General features: G+C 70.3%; 21 protein-coding genes. 10 read left to right on the forward strand and 11 right to left on the reverse strand.

Going from position 1 to position 18,287, the window contains the following annotated elements; genetic code table 11:
* The first annotated feature begins 24 nt into the window (after positions 1 to 24).
* The gene (locus AB0878_RS43200) at positions 25 to 822 is read left to right on the forward strand and encodes a thioesterase family protein (RefSeq protein ID WP_366587931.1); all 798 of its coding nucleotides are present in this window, start codon (positions 25 to 27) and stop codon (positions 820 to 822) included.
* Positions 823 to 933: 111 nt separating this feature from the next.
* Here the strand turns inward: AB0878_RS43200 and AB0878_RS43205 are convergent, their stop codons facing one another.
* The 3 genes from AB0878_RS43205 to AB0878_RS43215 are packed head-to-tail and all read right to left on the reverse strand — an operon-like array spanning position 934 to position 4,051.
* Positions 934 to 2,121, reverse strand: coding sequence for an NAD(P)/FAD-dependent oxidoreductase (locus AB0878_RS43205; protein ID WP_366587934.1), 1,188 nt, complete (start codon positions 2,119 to 2,121; stop codon positions 934 to 936).
* Positions 2,122 to 2,138: 17 nt separating this feature from the next.
* Complete coding sequence (locus AB0878_RS43210) at positions 2,139 to 3,074, reverse strand: alpha/beta fold hydrolase (protein ID WP_366587937.1); 936 nt, start codon at positions 3,072 to 3,074, stop codon at positions 2,139 to 2,141.
* A gap of 14 nt (positions 3,075 to 3,088) precedes the next feature.
* Complete coding sequence (locus AB0878_RS43215) at positions 3,089 to 4,051, reverse strand: ABC transporter substrate-binding protein (protein WP_366587939.1); 963 nt, start codon at positions 4,049 to 4,051, stop codon at positions 3,089 to 3,091.
* 240 nt (positions 4,052 to 4,291) lie between these two features.
* Between AB0878_RS43215 and AB0878_RS43220 the strand changes: the two genes are divergently transcribed.
* Genes AB0878_RS43220 through AB0878_RS43230 form a run of 3 tightly spaced genes read left to right on the forward strand, consistent with a single transcriptional unit; the run spans position 4,292 to position 6,628 of the window.
* Positions 4,292 to 5,110 (forward strand): ABC transporter ATP-binding protein, encoded by an 819-nt coding sequence (locus tag AB0878_RS43220; RefSeq protein WP_366587941.1) that lies wholly within the window; start codon positions 4,292 to 4,294, stop codon positions 5,108 to 5,110.
* Positions 5,107 to 5,874, forward strand: a complete 768-nt coding sequence (locus AB0878_RS43225; RefSeq protein WP_366587944.1) for an ABC transporter permease subunit — start codon at positions 5,107 to 5,109, stop codon at positions 5,872 to 5,874. Before AB0878_RS43220 ends, AB0878_RS43225 begins: the two co-directional genes overlap by 4 nt.
* Positions 5,864 to 6,628 (forward strand): ABC transporter permease subunit, encoded by a 765-nt coding sequence (locus AB0878_RS43230; protein WP_366587946.1) that lies wholly within the window; start codon positions 5,864 to 5,866, stop codon positions 6,626 to 6,628. Before AB0878_RS43225 ends, AB0878_RS43230 begins: the two co-directional genes overlap by 11 nt.
* Positions 6,629 to 6,721: 93 nt before the next feature.
* Here AB0878_RS43230 and AB0878_RS43235 read toward each other — a convergent pair whose 3' ends face one another.
* Together AB0878_RS43235 and AB0878_RS43240 are read right to left on the reverse strand one after the other, a co-directional pair.
* On the reverse strand, positions 6,722 to 7,273 hold the full coding sequence (locus AB0878_RS43235; protein WP_366587949.1) for a MarR family transcriptional regulator: 552 nt from the start codon (positions 7,271 to 7,273) through the stop codon (positions 6,722 to 6,724).
* A gap of 98 nt (positions 7,274 to 7,371) precedes the next feature.
* Positions 7,372 to 7,908 (reverse strand): MarR family transcriptional regulator, encoded by a 537-nt coding sequence (locus tag AB0878_RS43240; protein ID WP_285968433.1) that lies wholly within the window; start codon positions 7,906 to 7,908, stop codon positions 7,372 to 7,374.
* A 140-nt stretch (positions 7,909 to 8,048) separates the two neighbouring features.
* Here AB0878_RS43240 and AB0878_RS43245 point away from each other — a divergent pair, with 140 nt between their 5' ends.
* A complete protein-coding gene (locus AB0878_RS43245) occupies positions 8,049 to 8,612 on the forward strand; it encodes a flavin reductase family protein (protein ID WP_366587951.1) in 564 nt (187 codons plus the stop codon).
* The gene (locus tag AB0878_RS43250) at positions 8,609 to 10,087 is read left to right on the forward strand and encodes a 4-hydroxyphenylacetate 3-hydroxylase N-terminal domain-containing protein (protein ID WP_366587953.1); all 1,479 of its coding nucleotides are present in this window, start codon (positions 8,609 to 8,611) and stop codon (positions 10,085 to 10,087) included. The genes AB0878_RS43245 and AB0878_RS43250 overlap by 4 nt, the downstream gene beginning before the upstream one ends.
* A 149-nt stretch (positions 10,088 to 10,236) precedes the next feature.
* Here the strand turns inward: AB0878_RS43250 and AB0878_RS43255 are convergent, their stop codons facing one another.
* The 5 genes from AB0878_RS43255 to AB0878_RS43275 are packed head-to-tail and all read right to left on the reverse strand — an operon-like array spanning position 10,237 to position 14,379.
* Positions 10,237 to 10,584 carry a cupin domain-containing protein gene (locus AB0878_RS43255; protein ID WP_220239106.1) on the reverse strand — a complete coding sequence of 116 codons (348 nt, stop codon included), beginning with the start codon at positions 10,582 to 10,584 and terminating at the stop codon, positions 10,237 to 10,239.
* Positions 10,585 to 10,611: 27 nt separating this feature from the next.
* Positions 10,612 to 11,250 carry a DUF2848 family protein gene (locus AB0878_RS43260; RefSeq protein ID WP_366587955.1) on the reverse strand — a complete coding sequence of 213 codons (639 nt, stop codon included), beginning with the start codon at positions 11,248 to 11,250 and terminating at the stop codon, positions 10,612 to 10,614.
* On the reverse strand, positions 11,247 to 12,056 hold the full coding sequence (locus AB0878_RS43265; RefSeq protein ID WP_366587958.1) for a carbon-nitrogen family hydrolase: 810 nt from the start codon (positions 12,054 to 12,056) through the stop codon (positions 11,247 to 11,249). The genes AB0878_RS43260 and AB0878_RS43265 overlap by 4 nt, the downstream gene beginning before the upstream one ends.
* A complete protein-coding gene (locus AB0878_RS43270) occupies positions 12,053 to 12,988 on the reverse strand; it encodes an ABC transporter substrate-binding protein (RefSeq protein ID WP_366587961.1) in 936 nt (311 codons plus the stop codon). The genes AB0878_RS43265 and AB0878_RS43270 overlap by 4 nt, the downstream gene beginning before the upstream one ends.
* Positions 12,989 to 13,020: 32 nt before the next feature.
* The gene (locus AB0878_RS43275) at positions 13,021 to 14,379 is read right to left on the reverse strand and encodes an MFS transporter (protein ID WP_366587963.1); all 1,359 of its coding nucleotides are present in this window, start codon (positions 14,377 to 14,379) and stop codon (positions 13,021 to 13,023) included.
* A gap of 355 nt (positions 14,380 to 14,734) precedes the next feature.
* Here AB0878_RS43275 and AB0878_RS43280 point away from each other — a divergent pair, with 355 nt between their 5' ends.
* The gene (locus AB0878_RS43280; protein ID WP_366587965.1) at positions 14,735 to 16,276 is read left to right on the forward strand and encodes a UbiD family decarboxylase; all 1,542 of its coding nucleotides are present in this window, start codon (positions 14,735 to 14,737) and stop codon (positions 16,274 to 16,276) included.
* Positions 16,277 to 16,315: 39 nt separating this feature from the next.
* Here the strand turns inward: AB0878_RS43280 and AB0878_RS43285 are convergent, their stop codons facing one another.
* On the reverse strand, positions 16,316 to 16,609 hold the full coding sequence (locus AB0878_RS43285; protein ID WP_220239112.1) for a putative quinol monooxygenase: 294 nt from the start codon (positions 16,607 to 16,609) through the stop codon (positions 16,316 to 16,318).
* Between the two features lie 153 nt (positions 16,610 to 16,762).
* On the opposite strand from AB0878_RS43285, the gene AB0878_RS43290 reads away from it, so the two are divergent.
* Genes AB0878_RS43290 through AB0878_RS43300 form a run of 3 tightly spaced genes read left to right on the forward strand, consistent with a single transcriptional unit; the run spans position 16,763 to position 18,160 of the window.
* Positions 16,763 to 17,404: a TetR/AcrR family transcriptional regulator gene (locus AB0878_RS43290; protein WP_366587968.1), complete on the forward strand. Its 642-nt coding sequence runs from the start codon at positions 16,763 to 16,765 to the stop codon at positions 17,402 to 17,404.
* A complete protein-coding gene (locus tag AB0878_RS43295; protein WP_366587970.1) occupies positions 17,401 to 17,721 on the forward strand; it encodes a HipA family kinase in 321 nt (106 codons plus the stop codon). The genes AB0878_RS43290 and AB0878_RS43295 overlap by 4 nt, the downstream gene beginning before the upstream one ends.
* Before the next feature lie 55 nt (positions 17,722 to 17,776).
* A complete protein-coding gene (locus tag AB0878_RS43300) occupies positions 17,777 to 18,160 on the forward strand; it encodes a DUF3037 domain-containing protein (RefSeq protein WP_366587973.1) in 384 nt (127 codons plus the stop codon).
* The last annotated feature ends 127 nt before the right edge of the window (positions 18,161 to 18,287 follow it).

The raw sequence follows: 18,287 nt of genomic DNA on the forward strand, positions 1-18,287 counted from the left end.
CTGCCCGGCGAGGAGGCGGTCCCGGTGAGCACGACGACCTTCGCCGCGGTGTCCGCCGTCAAACGGCGGTCGCCCGGTGGTTTCGACGCGGACATCAGCCCGCAGTGGACAATCGGTGGCAAGCCGAACGGCGGCTACCTGCTCTCGTTGATCGCGCGCGCCGCTGTCGCCGAGCGCGAGCACCCCGACGTGCTCGCCGCCAGCGCCCACTACCTGCGCCCGCCCGACCCGGGCCCGGCCGAGGTCGAGATCGAGACGCTGCGCACCGGCCGCGGTTCCAGCCAGGTGCGCGGCCGCCTCGTCCAGAACGGCAAGACCGCGGTCGAGGCCCTCTTCACCGTCGGCACGCTCACGGAGGGCGAGCCGTACTGGCAGGACGGCCTGCCTGACCCGCGCTTCGACGTCGAGTCCGCGTTCCGCGTCCCGGGCGCCACACCGCTCGGCCTGCCGGTGGCCATCATGGACGAGATCGAGGTCCTCCTCGACCCCGCCAGCGCCCGCGTCTTCACCGACGGCCCCTCCGGCCGCGGCGAGCTCCTCGGCCGCCTCACCCTCCCCGGCGGCGAACCGTTCGACCCGGTGAGCCTCCTGTTCGCCGTCGACGCCTTCCCGCCCGCCACCTTCGACCTCGCCCCGTCGGGCTGGGTGCCCACCCTCGAGCTGACGGCCTATGTCCGCGCCCGCCCGGCCCCCGGCCCGCTCCGCGTCCTCCACCGCGCCCACCTCATCACCGACAGCCGCGTCGACGAGTCCTGCCACATCTGGGACAGCACCGGCAAACTGGTCGCCCAGGGCACCCAGCTCGCCGGCATCCGCCTCTAGCACTTCCCCTTACGGCATGGGGTGCGGACGACGCACCCCATGCGGCGTTCGGTGCGATGGACGCACCCAACGCCGCATGGGGGCGCCTGGGGGAGGGGGAGAGAGCGGGGGTCAGCCGAGGGACTCGGCCCGAGCCACGCTGTTGAGCAGGGACGAGTTCATCAGGAACTTGAACTCCAGCTCCGCGTCGTCGCCCAGCGCCGCGAGTTCGGCCAGGCGTTCCTTGCGCCGCACGGGGTCCTTTTCCTCCAGGCGGCGCTTGTTCGTCACGGTCTGCTGCTGCACGAACTCGATGTTCACCGTGCGGCGGCGCAGGTCGTAGCGGTCGAGAACCTTCTCGTCGGCCGTGGAGGCGAACGCGTGCAGCGAGGAGGCCAGCTCGACGGCGTCGTGGATGCCGCAGTTCAGGCCCAGGCCGCCGATGGGGTTGTTGACGTGGGCGGCGTCGCCGGCGAGGAAGACGCGGCCGGAGCGGAAGCTGGCCGCCACGCGCTGGTGGACGTTGTACAGCTTGCGGTGCACGAGCTGGTCCGCGGGGTTCGCCGAGAGCGCCAGGCCCGAAAGCCGGGCCCGCGCGCCCTCGTCGCCCACGGCTTCGTCGTCGGTTTCGCCCACGGTGGTGGGGAAGACGGCGCGCCAGCGGCCCTTGCCGTCGTCGCCGGCGACCTTGAACAGGTTGACCCACTCGCGCGGGTCGGCCCAGTAGTTGCGGTAGCTGCAGTCCAGTTCGGACTGGAAGTCGAACAGCGTGGTGAGGACCAGGAACCGCTCGGGCCACGTGTAGCCCTCGAACTCGATCCCCAGCGCCTTGCGCACGGTGCTGCGCCCGCCGTCGGCGCCGACCACGTAGTCGGCGGTCACCGGGCCCTCGGCCGTGTGCACGGTGGCGGAGTCCGCGTCCTGCGTCACGCCCGTCACCGCGGCGCCGAAGCGGACGTCCACTCCGGACAGCCGCTCCAGCACCATGTTCACGATCTTGTGCTGCTCGATCTGGACCACGAACGGATAAGGCGTCACGTCGCGCAGCACGTCGTGGTCGAGCCGCGCGATGAGGGAACGCTCCGGCCGGTCCCAGAAGTCGAAGTACCGCGCGACGAGCCCGCGGGCGACGACGTCGTCCATCAGGCCCAGCTCGCCGAGCATCGCCAGGGTGGAGGGGTGCACTGTCGCGGCTCGCGGGGCGTCCTCGACGGCCTGCTCCGCTTCCAGCAGCGTCACGTCGAACCCCCGCCGGGCGGCCGCGAGCGCGAACACCGCGCCCACCGGACCCGCGCCCACGACCACCACGCTCTGTCCCATGTCTTCGTCAGTTCCTTTCAGCCGAGTTTCGCGAGCCAGCCGGCCACGGTGTCCACCAGCGACTCGCCCGAGCCGTCGAAGCGGTGCCCCTCCGTGCCTTCCGGCGACGGCAGCGACACCGACGTGACCGACGGCGAGATGCCCTGCTCCAGCGCCGCCTCCAGCCAGCCGGGCTCGAAGTCGTGGATCACGGTGTCGTGCTGGTCGCGCACCATGAGGATCGGGTTGGGCACGCGGGCGATCCACTCGATGCTGCGCGCGCCCGCGGTGCCCGTGCGCCGGTAGGTGAGGAAGTGCTGCGCGGTCACCGGAACCGTGCGCCCGCCGAGCCACGACATCTGCGTGGACAGCGTGCGGCCGAAGTCGCCGGCCTGCGCCGCGGCCACGGCCTCCTCGGTCAGCGCGCGGTAGGTGGCCTCGTCGTTGATCAGCAGGTGGCGCGACTTCCACGGCAGGTCCGCGAACATCCCGGTCAGCGCGATGCCCGCCGTCTCCGGGTGCCAGTGCGTGGCCGCGAAGTACGACACCTGCGACGTGCCGAGGCTGTGCCCGTGCAGCACGATCTTCGAGTAGCCCAGCGAACGCGCCGTCCAGTACGCGGCCTCGATGTCGCGCACGGTCGCGTAGAAGTTGTCGGTGTTCACGGCATCGCCCGACTGGCGGGTGTTGATCGCGAGCACCGGCACGCCGCGGCCGCTGAGGCCGAGGGCGAGCGTGCGCACCGGCAGGCTGCCGATGCTGCCACCGCTGCCGTGCACGCTCAGCACGAGCGGCGCGTCGGGCAACGGCTCGGCCGGCACCAGGTGCGCGGCCGGCCCGGACCGCCCGTCGAGCGAGGTGATCTCGTAGTACTGCAGCGAAACGCCGTCGGGTGCGTGGAAGTCGAGCAGGGACGCCGGTGTCTCCGCGGGGCGGTAGGTGACCGCCGCGGCCGTTTTGTCCTCAGTGGACACTTGTCGTGCTCCCGTCACTTCGAACCGGTGTAGACGAGCTTGCTGTAGTCGACCGTGCCGCCGAAGCCGCCGAACTGCTTCATGGCGTCGCCCCAGATCTTCAGGTCGTCCTGTGAGACCTCGGTGGTGAACTCGCCCAGCGGGGACTTCTTCGCCTGCTCGGGCGTGACCTTGGTGTAGGCGGCCAAGGCGGTGTAGGCCTTGTCGTTGTTGGCCTTGATCCACTGCGCCGCGTCCTGCAGCGCCGCCTTGAACCCGTCGGCGAGCTGGGGGTTCGCCGCGGTCCAGTCCTTCGAGGCGATCCAGTACGTGCCACCGAGGTAGTTCGGGCTCAGCGCCCGCTCCGGGTCGCCGAGGCTGCGCATCCCGGCCTGCTTGCCGACGGTGATGAACGGGTTGATCACCTCGACGGCGTCGACCTGGCCGGCCTTCAGCTCGTCGATCATGTTCGGCGTCGGCACCTGCACGAACTGCTCGGCCGCGGGGTTCACGCCGTTCTTCGACAGCCACGCCTTCGTGGCGATGTTGATGTTGCCGGTGAGCGTCGGCGAGCCGATGCGCTTGCCCTGCAGCTGTTTCACGTCCGTGATGTCCGGGCGCACGAAGATCTGCACGCTCTGGTCCTCGGGCGAGTCGCCGTTGTTGCCCGACACGGCCACGAGCGGCACGCCGGACGAGGACGCGCGCAGCATGATCGGCGCGACGCTGAACCCGAGGTCGTACTGCTTGCCCAGCAACGAGGGCACCAGCGTGATGTCGTTGAGCGTCGTGGTGGAAACGCCCTTCACGCCGTGCTTGGCGAAAAATCCTTGTTGGTCGGCCACCAGCACCGCGAGCGAGTCGTTGGTGTTGTTCAGCGCGATGCGGATCTTGCCGTCGGCCGAGGACGTCGAGCCGCTGGAGCCGCCACAGGCGGACACGGCGAGTGCGGCCGCCAGGAGTGCGGTGGCCAGCGTGGTGATGCGGGTGCCCCTCATGGCGCCTCCGTAGGAGTGGGGGGATGGGGATGGGGATCCGGGGAGAGATTCACTATCCGGAGTAGTTGAGCAGAGACAGTAACTCAAGTTAGCTAATCTCTCAATGGTCCAGCTCAGAACGTTGGTAACGGCCTTGTTAAGCCTGGATCGCAGACCAAAAAGCACTACTCAAGTCATTGACGTGTGGAAGGTTAGGCGCCCATCATGGCCAACGCCAGCCCTGAAGGAGGTCCCGATCCCGTGACCGTAGAAGCCACCGCGCCGGCCACCGAGACGGCGGATGCGTTTTCCTGTTCGAAGCTGTTCGTCGAGTACCGCACGCGCAACAAGGTGCTGCGGGTGCTCGAGGACGTCGGCTTTTCCTGTGCCCAAGGGGAGTTCCTCAGCATTCTCGGGCCGTCCGGCACCGGGAAGACGACCTTGCTGCGGATCCTCGCCGGGCTCCTCTCCCCGGGCGAAGGCTCGTCCGTGCGGTTCCGCGGGAAGGAGATCACCGGCCCGCCCGCCGGCGTCGGCATCGTGTTCCAGAACTACGCCGCGTCGCTGCTGCAGTGGCGCACGGTGGAGCGCAACGTCGCGCTGGGCCTGGAAGGCCGCACGAGCAAGGCCGAACGCGACGAACGCGTCCGCGAGGCGCTCGACCTGGTCGGTCTCGCCGACCGCGGCAAGGACTACCCGTGGCAGCTCTCGGGCGGCATGCAGCAGCGCGTGCAGATCGCGCGCTCGCTCGTGATGCGCCCCGAGGTCCTGCTGATGGACGAGCCCTTCGGCGCGCTCGACGCGATGACCAAGGCGCAGCTGCAGGACGAGCTGCTCAAGGTCGCCGCGGTCACCGGTGCGACCGTGGTGTTCGTGACCCACGACATCGACGAGGCCGTGTACCTGTCCGACCGCGTGCTCGTGCTCGCCGGCCGCCCGGCCACCGTCGGGCGCGAGCTGCGCATCGACCTGCCGCGCCCGCGCGACCAGGTGGCCACCAAGGAGCTCCCGGCCTACCTCGCCGCCCGTCACCGCGTGTACGAGGCGCTGCGGGCGGAATCCGAGGCGGCGGCCGAATGAGGCGCTTGATCGGGTTCGCGGTGCCGGTGGCCGTGATCCTGTTGTGGCAGCTGGTGAAATCGGCCGGGCTACTGCCTTACGACAACATCCCGGCCCCGTCGGACATCTGGTCGTCCACAGTGGATCTCGCCTCCTCCGGTGAGCTGCTCACGAACACCGCGCACACGCTCGCCGCCTGCCTCGGCGGCTGGGCGCTCGGTTCCGTGCTGGGCCTGCTGCTCGGGCTGTTGCTCGGGCTCGTCCGTCCCGCGTGGACGTACGGTATGGCGTCGGTGGAGGTGCTGCGCGCGCTGCCGGCGATCTCGTTCGTGCCGATCGTGGTGATCCTGCTGGCGCAGACGGTGGAGATGGAGATCGTGATCGCCGCGTGGGTCGCGATCTGGCCCGTCGCGATCAGCACGATCGACGGCGTGCGCGGCGTGAACCCGGTGCACCAGGACCTCGCGCGCAGCCTCGGCCTCTCGCCGGTGGCCAAGGTCGTGAAGTTCGCGCTGCCCACGGCCCTGCCGAAGATCGTGGTGGCGCTGCGGCTGAGCCTTTCGGCCGCGCTGGTGCTCGCCATCGTCGCCGAGATCGTCGGCGACCCCCAGGGCATCGGCTACGCGCTCGTGGAGCAGCAGCAGTCGTTGCGCCCGGCGGCGATGTTCTCCTACATCCTGCTGACCGGCGTGCTCGGCATCCTGCTCAACTTCATTCTCGTGTGGACACTCCGGTTCGTGCCGGGTGCCCGTCAAGCCGCGCTGGGGGCCGACGATGCCGCGTAGAACCCGCAAGTCCGGCGTCGCGCCCCTGCGCGGCCTGCTTCCGCTCGCGCTGCTGCTCGTGCTGTGGCAGGTGATCGGCGACAGTTCGAGCACGTTCTTCCCGCCGCCGGCCGCCTGGTTCAGCCAGACGTGGGAGCTCACTTCCGGCGGCGCGCTGGTCGACGGGCTGCTCGCCACGCTCGAGACGTTCGTGATCTCGCTGCTGGCCGCCACCGTGCTCGGCGCGGTGCTCGGCCTGCTGATCGGCCACGTCCCGCTGGCCGAACGCCTGCTCGGCCCGATCCTGGAGTACTTCCGGTTCCTGCCGGGCGTCGCGCTCGTGCCGCTGGCCGTGCTGCTCGTGGGCTACACCGAGTCGATGAAGCTGTACGTGGTGGTCTTCGGCGCTCTGTGGCCCGTGCTGCTGCAGGTGCGCCAGTCGGCGAAGTCGGCCGACGTCGTGCTCTCCGACGTGGCTTCGACGCTGCGGCTCGGGAAGTTCGCGGCGTTCCGCAAGATCCACCTGCCCGCGATCGTGCCGGGCCTGCTGCTGGGCGTGAAGATCGCGGCGCCGCTCACGCTGGTGCTGGTGCTCGTGGTCGAGATCAGCACGCAGGTGTCCGGGCTGGGCAAGCTCATGGAGACCGCGCAGCAGAACTTCCAGTCGGCCCAGGTCTACGGGCTCGTGGTCGTGGTCGGGCTGGTGGCGCTCGTGATCAACATGCTCGTGTCGGGGATCGAAGGTTTCCTGCTGCGGTACCGCCCGCAGAACTGACGAAGGCCGGGAGGCTCCGGTCCGGTGTGGACGCACCCGGGCCGGAGCCTCTTTCCACGTCCGCGGTTCGGCGGTTCGCAGTTCGGCGGGGTGTCAGTGGTGGTGCGCGTGCGCGTGGTGCCCGGCCGCGGTGAGCAGCAGTGCCAGCCGCGGGTCGGAGTCCAGCCCCAGGTAGAACGAGAACGTCGCCAGCGCGCCGAACTTGCCCTCGTCGGTGAGCTGGCGCTGGAAGTGGTTCACGTGGTGGTGCACGGCGTTGTCGATGGTGCGCAGCACCTCGACGCCGGCCTCGGACGCGTGCACGGCGATGACCCGGCGGTCGTCGGGGATGCGGGCGCGGTGCACGAGCCCCTTCTCCTCGAGCTGGCGGATCAGGCGCGACGCGAGCGCGGGGGCGATGTCGAGCCGCTCGGCGACCTTGTTCACCGGCAGGGGTCCTTCGGCGCCGAAGATCTGCAGCAGCGCCTGGTGCTGCAGCGGCTGCAGCCCGCCCGCGATGGCCTGCTCGTCGAGCAGCCGCAGGATCTTGCGCAGCACGAACCGCGCGTGCGCGATCGCCTTGACGTGGTTGGCGAAGTCGAGGTCGCTCGACGCGACCGCGCCCTTGCCCCACAGGGCGAGCAGCTCCGCGGTCCCGTCCTCCACCGTGTTCCTCCCCGTGTCCCCGGCCCGCTCGATGATGACGTCGGCACTCGAAAACATCACCAAGTCAATGACCTGAGGACACTATATCAGGGAAGGGCTCAGGAATCGGCAGCTGCGCGGATGGCTTCGGCGATGGCCGAGTCGGGGTCGAGGCCCACGTAGAACGCGAAGATCGACAACGCCGACAGACGTTCGTCCTCGGTCAGCTGGTGCTGCAGGAAAGCGACGCTGTGGTGCACCTCGTCGTCGATCTCCGCGAGCTTCTCCGCGCCGGCGTCAGTGGCGACGACGTTGGTCGCGCGGCGGTCGCTCTCCGACGCCTCGCGGGTCACCAGGCCGAGCTCCTCCAGGCGGCGCACCATGCGTGACGCGAAGGCGGCGGCCACGTCGAGCCTGGCCGCCAGCGTGCTCACGGTGATGCCGCGGGCCTCGTTGGATCCGTACACCTGCAGGAGTGCCTGGTGCAGCAGGGGTTCCAGGCCGTGGGTCTTCGCCTGCTCGTCGACGATCCGCAGTACGCGGCGGGTCACGTAGCGCGCGTCGGCGATGTTCTTCACGTACGCCTGGAACTCGCGGCTTCGCTTGGCGTCGCCGATGTCGGCCCACTTCGTGTAGGCGCGCATTGCGTCGTTCATGGGGGAGCGGCTTCCTTTCGGACGAGCACGGCCTCTCGGACGAGCGCGGCGGCGAGCGAACCCGGCGATCATACGTCGCACCATTTTAGTTGACTAAAGTAAGGTATTCTTGTTAGCCTTCTGGCCCAGGAGGTCACCCCATGGCTCTGCACCCCGCGGACAGTGATCCCAGCGGATTCAAGGCGGCGCTCGGTTCTTTCGCGGCCAGCGTCAACGTCATCACCCTCTGGGACGCGGCCGGTCGCCCGCTCGGCATGACCGCCACCGCGTTCTCGTCGGTGTCGGTCGATCCGCTGATGATCCTGGTCTGTGTCAACCGTTCCACCCGCACGTACGAGCGGATCGCCGAAACCCGTCGGTTCGGCGTGAACATCCTCGGCTCGCCGGCGCGCGAGATCTCGGACCACTGCGCCCGCCCGGGCGCGGACAAGGCCCTGCCCGAGGAATGGCTCACCCGCCGCGAAGGCTGGCACAGCCCGGCCCTCTCCGGCGCCCTCGCGTTCCTGGACTGCGAAATCGACCAGGACGTGCACGCGGGCACGCACGCCGTGCTCATCGCAACCGTCGGCGGCATCGGGCTCAGCTCGGCGCTGCCGCACCACGAACCGCTCCTGCACTTCCGGGGCAGATACCGGCAGTTGCAAGCAGGAGTCCACCACCCGCGGCCCCGGCCGCTACCGATCGCTTTGGAGGAATCGGCGTGACGCGTTCCGGCAAGGACTACGTCGAAGGACTGCGCGACAACCGGCGGGTGTTCGTCGACGGCGAATACGTCTCCGACGTCGCCGCGCACCCCGCGTTCAAGGGGGCCGTCGAGTCCATCGCGCGCGTGTACGACCTCGCGCACGACCCGGCCAACGCCGCGGAGATGACGTTCCCGTCCCCGACCACCGGCGCCCCGGTGAACCTGTCGTACCTCATCCCGCGCGGCGAGGACGACCTGCGCCGCCGCCGGGTCGCGCTGCGCAGGACGGCCGAGGCGACCTTCGGTCTCATGGGCCGTGGCCCCGAGCACGTCGCGGGCTTCCTGGCCGGCTGGGCGGGCCGCTCGGACGTCTTCGCGGCAGGCGGGCAGCGCTTCGCCGACAACGTCACGAAGTTCTACGAGTACGTGCGCGACAACGATCTCTACTGCTCGTACGCGATCGTGCCGCCGCAGATCGATCGCAGCAAGCCGGCGCACCAGCAGGCCGACCCGCACCTGTACGCGGGGGTCAAGGAAGAGCGCGAGGACGGCATCGTCATCGCCGGCGCGCAGATGCTCGGCACGGGCGCGGCGATCTCCGACTACCTGATCCTCAGCTGCATCGTGCCGCTGCAGCCGGGTGACGAGGACCAGGCGATCTCCGTCGCCGTCCCGATCGGTGCCGAGGGCCTGAAGATCTACTCGCGCCGCAGCTACGCCGAAGCCGCCACGAGCGTGTACGACTACCCGCTCGCCACGCGCTTCGACGAGACCGACTCGCTCATCGTGTTCGACGACGTCTTCGTGCCGTGGGAGCACGTGTTCGTGTTCCGCGACCGCCAGATCACCAGCGACCAGTGGAGCCGCACGCCGGCCCACCTGCTGGGCAACAACCAGGCCCAGATCCGCTTCTCCGTGAAGCTGGACCTGCTGGCGGGCCTGGCGCTGCGCGTGGCGCGCATGAACGGCTCGGACAAGTTCCCGCCGGTGCGCGGCGTGCTCGGTGAGCTGGCCGCCCACGCGGCCATGGTGTCCGGTCTCGTCTACGCGCAGGAGCAGAACTGCGAGCTCGACGAGAAGGGCGTGGCGTGGCCGGGTCGCGAGGAGTGCTACGCGACCATGACGCTGCAGTCGGACTTCTACCCGAAGCTGCTGCACCTGGTGCGTGACCTCGTCGGCGGTGGTGTGATCCAGCTGCCGTCTTCGGCCGCCGACTTCGAGAACCCCGAGGCGCGTGCCGACTTCGAGCGGTACGTGCAGTCGCCGGGCCACCCGACGATCGAGCGCGTGAAGCTGCTCAAGCTCGTGTGGGACCTCGTCGGTTCGGAGTTCGCGAGCCGCCACCAGCAGTACGAGATGTTCTACGCCGGCGCGCCCTTCCTGGTGAAGTCGCGCATGAGCCAGATCTACGACTTCGCCCGCGCGGAGGCCCTCGTGGACGGCGCGCTGGCCGGCTACGACCTCGGTGGCCGCACGGAGACCGTGCAGGCGTAAGCGAGGCAGACAGACCGCGGGGCGCTCGGCGGACGCCGGGCGCCCCGTTTCCATGCCCGCATGATGATGGTGCTCACTGGACCGTGACCACGAGAAAGGGCGCCCGGCCGGGACCGGGCGCCCTTTCTCGTGTGTCCGCTGTGGACGGTTCAGCTCGCGCGGTAGCGCACCTCGAACGTGAGGCAGCCTTCCTCGCTCGTCCACGGGCCGTGCTCCATGCCCGGCGGGCGGCAGGCGTAGTCGCCGGCGGAGAAGGTCTTGCCGAGGCGCGTGTCGTGGAACGAGCCTTCGAGGATGTAGACCTCTTCCCAGAAGTCGTGCACCTGCACGCCGTTCGGGGTGGTGTCGGTGCCGGGCTCGAAGCGCAGGATGCGCGTCGCGACGCCGCTGTCGCCGTCGGCGGCGAGGATGCGTTCGGTCAGCTGCGGCACGACGCCCGCGCAGGGCGTGAACTCCACCGTCTTGGCGGGGAAGAACTCGTGTTCCGGTTTGGCCATGGGGTTTCTCTCTCCAGGTGCGAGGGGTCAGGACACCGAGTAGGCGTGGGTGAGCTCGGGGCCGCCGGGCAGGGCCAGCGACAGCGTCCACGCCTTCCCGGGGACGAACTTGCCGTCGAGCAGCGTCAGGGTGCCGCAGAACATCACCAGGTCGCGCTCGGCCGGGCGGTCGAGCAGGGCCAGCACGTCGGTGGGGATGCGTAGGGCGCTGAGCGGGCCGTACTGGTAGCGCACGCCGTCCACAGTGGATTCGGCGACGATCGCGTCCCAGTCGGGGTTCTCGACCGGGACCACGGTGGTGCCCAGCGGCTTGGGGCAGGCCGCCTTCGAGTCCTTGACGCTGGAGGTCTCGATGTCGCGGTCGGTGTGGTCGGAGCCCACAGTGAGGTAGAGTTTGCCGCCCGCGCGCACGAGCACGGGCTCGACCTCGCCGGAGGTGTTGGTGCCGGCCACGGAGATGGTCGCGGCCTGCGTCGCCAGCGCCGCGTCGAGCTCGTAGAACGCCGGGACGGAGTCGGGCGGCGGCACGCCGATGGCGGCGAGCTCGTCGATGTGGTGCTTCACGGCGGCCTCGTCGCGGCCGGTGTAGCCCGCGACCACGAGGTCGAAGTCGGCGACCGCGACGGTTTCGCCCGTCCCGGCCACGGTGAAGGTGAGTGCGGTCATGCGTGCGCTCCTCGGATGGTCAGTTCGCGGTAGCTGGGGAGCCGGTCGTCGAGCACGGGGAACTGCTCGCGCGTGGCGGGGACGACGCCGGGATCGACGTCGCACCAGGTGATCCCCTCTTCGGTGCCGGCTTCGGCGAGCACGGTGCCCCAGGGGTCGACGACGCGGCTGTGCCCGCCGAGCTCGACGCCGCCCTGGGTCCCGGTGGCGTTGCACGCCACCACGAGCACCTGGTCCTCCACCGCCCGCGCGGTGGTGAAGAGGCGCCAGTGCGCGAGCCGCGCCGCGGGCCAGGCGGCCGGCACGATCACGATCTCCGCGCCGGCGTCGACGAGGCAGCGCCACAGCTCGGGGAAGCGCAGGTCGTAGCACGTGGTGCCGGCGACCGCGCCGAACGGCGTCGCCACCGCGGACACGTGGTCACCGGGCTTGAGCAGCTGCGCTTCCTTCGACTGGTAGCCGAACACGTGCACCTTGCTGTAGCTGTGCACGAGCTCGCCGGCCGGGTCGAACAGCACGGCGGTGTTGCGCAAGGCGCCGTCGGGCAGTCGCTCGACGAAGCTGCCGCCGTGCAGGTACGCGCCGGTCTCGCGGGCGAGCTCGCCGAGCCGCGCCAGCGACGGTCCGTCGGCCGGCTCGGCGTCGCGGGCGTAGTCGTCGAACGCGAAGTACCCGGTGGCCCACAGCTCGGGCAGCACGATCAGATCGGCCTCGGCCGCCGAGCGGACGAGCCCGGCCACCCGGTCGAACCGGGCGGCGACGGGCTCGTCCTCGGGGCTGCCGATCTGGACGAGGGCGATCTTCACGAGGCCTGCCACAGCTCGCGGGCGCCCGCGGCGACGATGTCGTCGTAGGACAGCTCGCGGTCGGTGAGCCCGGTCGCGCGGGCGAACCCGGCGAGCCCGGCGGCGGCCTCGGGGGAGATCGCCGGCTCGTAGAACGGCCCGTCCCGCTCGATCAGGCCGGCGATGAGGCCGGCCTCCATCTCCGGGAACAGCGCGGTGCCGACCTTGGTGGCCAGCGACGGGTCCCGGCGCAGCTCGCGCTGGGCCCGCAGCACGCCGCGGGTGACGGCGGCCGCCTCGTCCGGGCGTTCCGCGACCGTGCGGTCCGTGGTCATGAGCGCCGGGAACGTGTACAGCGAGTGGGCGGAGCCATCGCGGCGGGCGTCCACCACGACCTTGCCGACCCCGCGCTGCACGGCGACCTCAGTGCCCATGCCGTTGGCCCAGAATGCGTCGATCCGGCCTTCTTCCAGGGCCCGGGCGGCCGTGACGCCGAAGGAGACGTCGCCGGCGACACCCGCGACCGGGGCGATGGTGACGCCCGCCCCGGTCAGGTCCACGCCTTCGGCCTCGAGCAGCCGTCGCAGGCCGAGGTCGGGCCCGGGCGCGGCACCGATGCGGACGTCGTGGAGCTTGGCGAGCGTCTCGCGGGTGACGTCGAGGTCGGGCCGCACCACGAGGAACCAGTACATGTTCTGCGCGAGCGCGGCCAGCAGCTTCTGCTCGCCCCAGGTGGAGTCGGCGTAGAGCGGGGCGTGGGCGCACCCGGCGAGGTAGTCGATCCGCCCCTCGCGGAGGGCGATTGCTGCGTCGGTGACGGGGAACAGGAGTTCCCATTCCACGTCGAGACCCTCGTCGCGAAGGTACCCGAGCTCCACGGCCGCGATGGCGGGGAAGTAGGAGTTCGAGACGAGGTCGGGCACGGCAAGGCGCATGGTGGCCTTCCTGGTCAAGAAATTAACAGTACTCAAGTAATGTACTTAGCTTAGTATTTTGGGTCAAGCTGGCGCGCCAGGGGCGCCGGCTGCGGCTTCTTGACGGCCCGCAGGACCACCACGGTGATCGCACACAGCACCGCCGGCACCGCGAAGACCAGGAAGTACACCGGGAAGGGCAGCGAAGCGGCGAGCAGGTAACCGCCGATGAGCGGACCGAGCAGCCCGCCGAGGCGGCCGATGCCCAGCGCCCAGCCCAGGCCCGTCGCGCGGGCCTCCGGACCGTAGGTGGCCATCACCAGCGTGTGCACCACGTTCTGGCCGCCGATGATGAACGCGCCGGCCAGTGCGTTGAGGATGTACAGCGCGACGACCGACGAAGCGAACCCGAAGAGCACGAGGCACACGCCGCCCGCGGCGAACGCGATGGAGAGCGCCACGTACTGGTTCATGCGGTCGAGCACCCAGCCGAGCACGAACCCGCCGATCGTGGCCGCGGCGGCCTGCTCGATCGCGTAGGAGTAGCTGCCGACCAGCGACAGGCCGTGCTTCACGAGCAGCGACACCATCCAGAAGTCGAGCGCGTAGACCACGAACTGCAGGAACAGGTAGAGCAGCGAGAGCGTGAGGGTGGAGTTGCGGTAGTGCGGCGCCCACAGCGTGCGCAGCTGGATCTTGCCGTTCTCGGTGCGCGGGCCGGTGAAGAAGGTGGCGGGGTCGGCGTCTCGCGCCGCCGGCCAGATCGTCGGGAAGACCTGCTTGACGGTCGCGAGCGCTTCGTCGTACCGGCTGCGCGTCGCGAGGAACTGCGGCGTTTCGGGCACGAACCAGGCGATCAGGGCCGCGACGATCAGAGCCGCGTAGGAGATGTGGAACAGCGGGCGCCAGCCGAAGTCGGGCACCAGCAGCGTGGCGGCGATGGCGGCGAGCACGAAGCCGAACGTGAAGCAGCCGGCCGACACGGCGGTCATCCGGCCGCGCCGGCGCAGGGGCACGTACTCGCCCAGCATGGCGATCGTCGCGGGCAGCACGCCGCCCATGCCGATGGCGGCGCAGAACCGCAGGATCGCGAACTGCGTGTAGTCGCCCGCGAACCCGGCCGTGCCCATGAAAACGGCGAACACGGACACACCGAGCACGAGCATGCGCTTGCGCCCGAAGCGGTCGCCGAGCGCGCCGAGGCCGACGGCCCCGAGGAACAGGCCGATGAAGGTGAACGACGCCAGCCACCCCGCCTGCACGGGCGAGATGTGCCACTCGGCGACGATCTTGGGGAGCGCGTAGGAAAGGGACTGCAGGTCGTAGCCGTCGAAGATCACCGCGCTGCCGCCGATCGCGGCTATCGCGAGGACCCGGCGGGGCATCGGGGTTTCGGTGAGGATCTGGTCGAACGTGGCAGCGGGTCGCATCCGCGCTCCTCGGCCCGGGCGGCACCCAGCACCACGACACTCACCGGCGAGTGCGGGCGGGGGACGGGTGCCGCGGGTTGACGGGGGATTTATTTAACTTTAGTACCTGACTTGACAGCCGTAAATGATGCGGGAGACGATAGGTCGCGCCCAGGGATGTGTCAACGCCGAACTACGGGAGTACTCGCCGATCATGTGGACTCCCACCGGCCCGGAAACCGTTCCTGGCAAGGAAAATCGTGACCTCGCCGTGTCCGGACCCCTGCGGTCCAGTGGCGCGGCACGCGTTTGTTAACGGCCTCTGTAACAAGGAGTCCGTGAGTTCTTCCCGTCGACGAAAGAGGAACCGACAGCCGTGAACGACTATCCCTACGGTGACCTCCGGGAGTACCTGGCCGAGCTGGACCGCCGCGGGCTGCTGGTGCGCGTGAGCCGGCCCGTCGACAAGGACACCGAGCTGGTTCCGTTGGTGCGCCTGCAGTTCCGCGGGCTGCCGGAGGCCGAGCGCAAGGCGTTCCTCTTCGAGAACGTGACCGACGGGTCCGGGCGGCGCTACGACGGCACCGTGGTGATGGGGGCGTTCGCGTCCTCGCGGGCGGTCTACACGACGGCGCTGGCCGCGAAGCCCGACGAGGTGGCCGGGCGCTGGGCCGCGGCGCTGAGCAACCCCGTCGAGCCGGTGGTGGTCGAGACGGGACCGTGCAAGGAGAACGTCCTCACGGGACAGTCCCTCCTGGACGCCGGCGGCGTCGACGGCTTCCCGCACCCGATCTCGACGCCCGGCTTCGACCCGGCGCCGTTCCTCACCGCGCCGTACTGGGTCACGAAGGACCCGGAGGACGGCACCTACAACGTCGGTATCTACCGCGGCATGGTGAAGGGCCCGGACCGGATCGGGCTGCAGATGGACACGCCCACGCAGCACATCGCGATCCACCTCGCCAAGGCGCGCCGCCTCGGCAAGAAGCTGGAGGCCGCGATCGTGCTCGGCGCGGTGCCCGCGGTCGGCTTCGCCGGCGCGCAGAAGATCCCGTTCGGCGTCAGCGAGTACGCCGTGGCCGGTGGCCTCATGGGCCGGCCGCTCGAGGTGGTGCGCTGCGAGACGGTGGACCTCGAGGTGCCCGCGCACGCGGAGATCGTGCTCGAGGGCGAGATCGACCCGGAGCACCTCGAGTCGGAGGGTCCCTTCGGCGAGGCGAGCGGCTACATGGGCGCGAAGACGACGTCGCCGGTGTTCCGCGTCCGCTGCATCACCCACCGCACGGCGCCGGTGGTGCAGGCGTTCATCAGCGAGTTCCCGCCGAGCGAGTCGACGCTGATGCGCAAGATCGCGTTCGAGAACGTGTACCTGCGGTTCCTGAAGCAGGCGTGCAACATCAACGCGGTGCAGCGCTTCGTCACGCACGAGAGCGGCACGTGCAACATGTTCTTCGTGATCCAGCTGAAGAACCCGACGCCCGGCCAGGCTCGGCAGGCGCTCTACGCCGCGTCCGGGTACGAGGCCTCGATGGGCAAGACGATCATCGCCGTGGACGACGACGTCGACCCCGAGGACCTCAGCGCCGTGGTGTGGGCGATGAGCTTCCGCATGCAGCCGGCCCGCGACGTCACCATCCTGCCGGGCAAGCTGCCGCGCCTCGACCCGTCGGCCGCCGAGGACGGCAGCCTGTCCTCGGCGCTGCTGATCGACGCCACGCGCAAGCGCCCGTACCCGCCGACCTCGTTGCCGGCCAAGGAGTTCATGGACCGGGCGCAGGACCTGTGGCAGGAGCTCGGACTGCCGGAGCTGTCGCTGGCCGAACCGTGGCACGGTTACGAGCTCGGCGAATGGTCCGACGCCGACCGGCACCGGGCGGCCGAAGCGGTGCAGGGGCGGTACGCCTCGACCGAGGAGTGACGGTCTGTCCACAGTGGGCCGTCGAGGTCCACTGTGGACCTACTCGGCGACGTCGAAGAGCTCCACGGCGCGATCGTCCAGCAGGGGCACGATGCCGTCGAGGACGAGCCGCTTGAAGTGCTCCGTCTCGCGGTGCTCGGCGAACGCCTCCCGCGAGACGTAGCGCTCCAGCAGCACCACCGAGCGCGGGTCGTCGAACGAGCGGTAGACGTCGAACGCGAGGTTGCCCGGCTCGGTGCGCGCCGCCTTCGCCAGCTGCGGCACCAGCGCGGCGACCTCGTCCTCCTTGCCGGCGGACACGGTGTAGCGGGCGATCACCTGGAGCTGGGGCATGCTCGGTCTCCTCGCGGTCTGCTGTAGTGCTGGCTTCGGTTCCAGGGCGGACTGTAGCCGAGGTGCGGGGTGCGCGGCCTGGTTCTGTGGCCCGCCTCGCGCCCCTCGTTATTGAAGTCGACTCCAAATTTAGAGCGTGCCATACTCGAGCTCGTGGCCGGGCTGAGGGAACGCAAGAAGCAGCAGACCGCGCGCCGGATCTCCGACGTCGCGATCGGGCTGTTCGTCGAGCGCGGCTTCGGCGAGGTGACGATCGCCGAGGTGGCCGAGGCGGCGGACGTCTCGGAAGGCACCGTCTACAACTACTTCCGCACCAAGGAAGACCTGGTGCTGCCGCCCGACGAGGCGTTGCCGAAGCGGCTGGCCGACATCGTGGCCGGTCGCGCTGCCGGCCAGTCGGCCGCCCACGCGGTGCTCGCGCGGCTGCGGGAAGAGGTCCGCGGTCGCGAGCGGACCGTCGGGCTCACGCCCGGGTTCGGGCGCGTGCTGGCGCTGATGCTGGCGACGCCGTCGCTGGCCGCGCGGCTCGGGGACCTCGCGGGGCAGATGGTCGGCGAGCTCGCCGACCTGCTCGCCACGGAGACCGGCGCGGCGGCGGGGGATCCGGTGCCGCGGCTGGTCGCGAGCCAGATCGGCTGGCTGCACTCGCTCGTGTTCGGGGAGATCGGCGCGCGCACCGTCGCGGGCGAGGCACCCGACGTCGTCGCCGGTGTGGTCGAGGAGCTGCTGGACACCGTCGAAGGCCTGCTCGGCGAGCGGGTGCTGGGCTACGCGGTCCGTGAGGAGGACGCATGATCGAGCGGGTGCGGCTCACGCGCTACGTCTCGCCGTTCCGGGAGGGCGGTTCGCTGCCCGGCCTGATGGAGGCCGACGACGAGGGCACCTACGTGGTCAAGTTCCGCGGCGCCGGGCAGGGGCCGAAGGTGCTGGTGGCCGAGGTGCTGTGCGCCGGGATCGCCGGGCTGCTCGGGCTGCCGGTGCCGCGGCTGGTCGAGGCCGAGCTGGACGCGGCGTTCGGCCGGCTCGAGGGCGACCCGGAGGTGCAGGAGCTGCTGCGCGCGAGCACCGGGCCGAACCTCGGCGTCGACTTCCTGCCGGGCGCGTTCGACTAGTCCACTTCGCCAGGCGAAGCCGACCAGCACGTGCTCACCCGCAGCGTACGGCCGCGTGAGCGCGGCGCCGTGGTCGATGAGCACGGGTTTGCGGTGCCACCACAGCAGGTTCGGCTTGCGCCACGACCGGTCGACGTTGTTGACCAGCGCGTCGAACCACAGCACGCGACTCGCGAACTGCGCGTCAACGGGGAACGCGCGCACCGAGCGGCGCCTGCACGCCCTCGACCCCGCCGCCGACGCGGACATCGTGCGTGCACTGCTCACCGCCATCGCCGCCGGCTGCACCGATGCCCCCGACGCGGGCCGCCACTTCCGCTGGCTCACCGCGCCCCGCAGCACGGTCGTCCGCGCGGGCCCCGTCCACACGGGCTTCGCCGCCGACCCGGCCGCGGAACTGGAGCGGCTGCTGACCGCGCTGGTCCGCCCGCTCACCTGAGGGCCTCGAAGCGGCACCGGGGGACCGGTCCTCGCCACGAGTCGAGGTATGGTGGCATTCGAACACCTGTTCCCATCCCGGGTTCGGGTCCGGACACGCTGTCTCCCCGCGGCGGTTTCACGCGAGC

It is taken from the genome of Amycolatopsis sp. NPDC047767, from assembly GCF_040704195.1.
Taxonomy (GTDB): domain Bacteria; phylum Actinomycetota; class Actinomycetes; order Mycobacteriales; family Pseudonocardiaceae; genus Amycolatopsis.

Excerpts from the sequence above, each read along its gene's own strand:
- AB0878_RS43295 (WP_366587970.1), top strand. The coding sequence starts at position 17,401 with ATGATCGAGCGGGTGCGGCTCACGCGCTACGTCTCGCCGTTCCGGGAG.
- AB0878_RS43245 (WP_366587951.1), top strand. The coding sequence starts at position 8,049 with ATGGCTCTGCACCCCGCGGACAGTGATCCCAGCGGATTCAAGGCGGCG.
- AB0878_RS43255 (WP_220239106.1), bottom strand. The coding sequence starts at position 10,584 with ATGGCCAAACCGGAACACGAGTTCTTCCCCGCCAAGACGGTGGAGTTC.
- AB0878_RS43285 (WP_220239112.1), bottom strand. The coding sequence starts at position 16,609 with ATGCCCCAGCTCCAGGTGATCGCCCGCTACACCGTGTCCGCCGGCAAG.
- AB0878_RS43240 (WP_285968433.1), bottom strand. The coding sequence starts at position 7,908 with ATGAACGACGCAATGCGCGCCTACACGAAGTGGGCCGACATCGGCGAC.
- AB0878_RS43205 (WP_366587934.1), bottom strand. The coding sequence starts at position 2,121 with ATGGGACAGAGCGTGGTGGTCGTGGGCGCGGGTCCGGTGGGCGCGGTG.
- AB0878_RS43215 (WP_366587939.1), bottom strand. The coding sequence starts at position 4,051 with ATGAGGGGCACCCGCATCACCACGCTGGCCACCGCACTCCTGGCGGCC.
- AB0878_RS43275 (WP_366587963.1), bottom strand. The coding sequence starts at position 14,379 with ATGCGACCCGCTGCCACGTTCGACCAGATCCTCACCGAAACCCCGATG.
- AB0878_RS43260 (WP_366587955.1), bottom strand. The coding sequence starts at position 11,250 with ATGACCGCACTCACCTTCACCGTGGCCGGGACGGGCGAAACCGTCGCG.
- AB0878_RS43225 (WP_366587944.1), top strand. The coding sequence starts at position 5,107 with ATGAGGCGCTTGATCGGGTTCGCGGTGCCGGTGGCCGTGATCCTGTTG.
- AB0878_RS43230 (WP_366587946.1), top strand. The coding sequence starts at position 5,864 with ATGCCGCGTAGAACCCGCAAGTCCGGCGTCGCGCCCCTGCGCGGCCTG.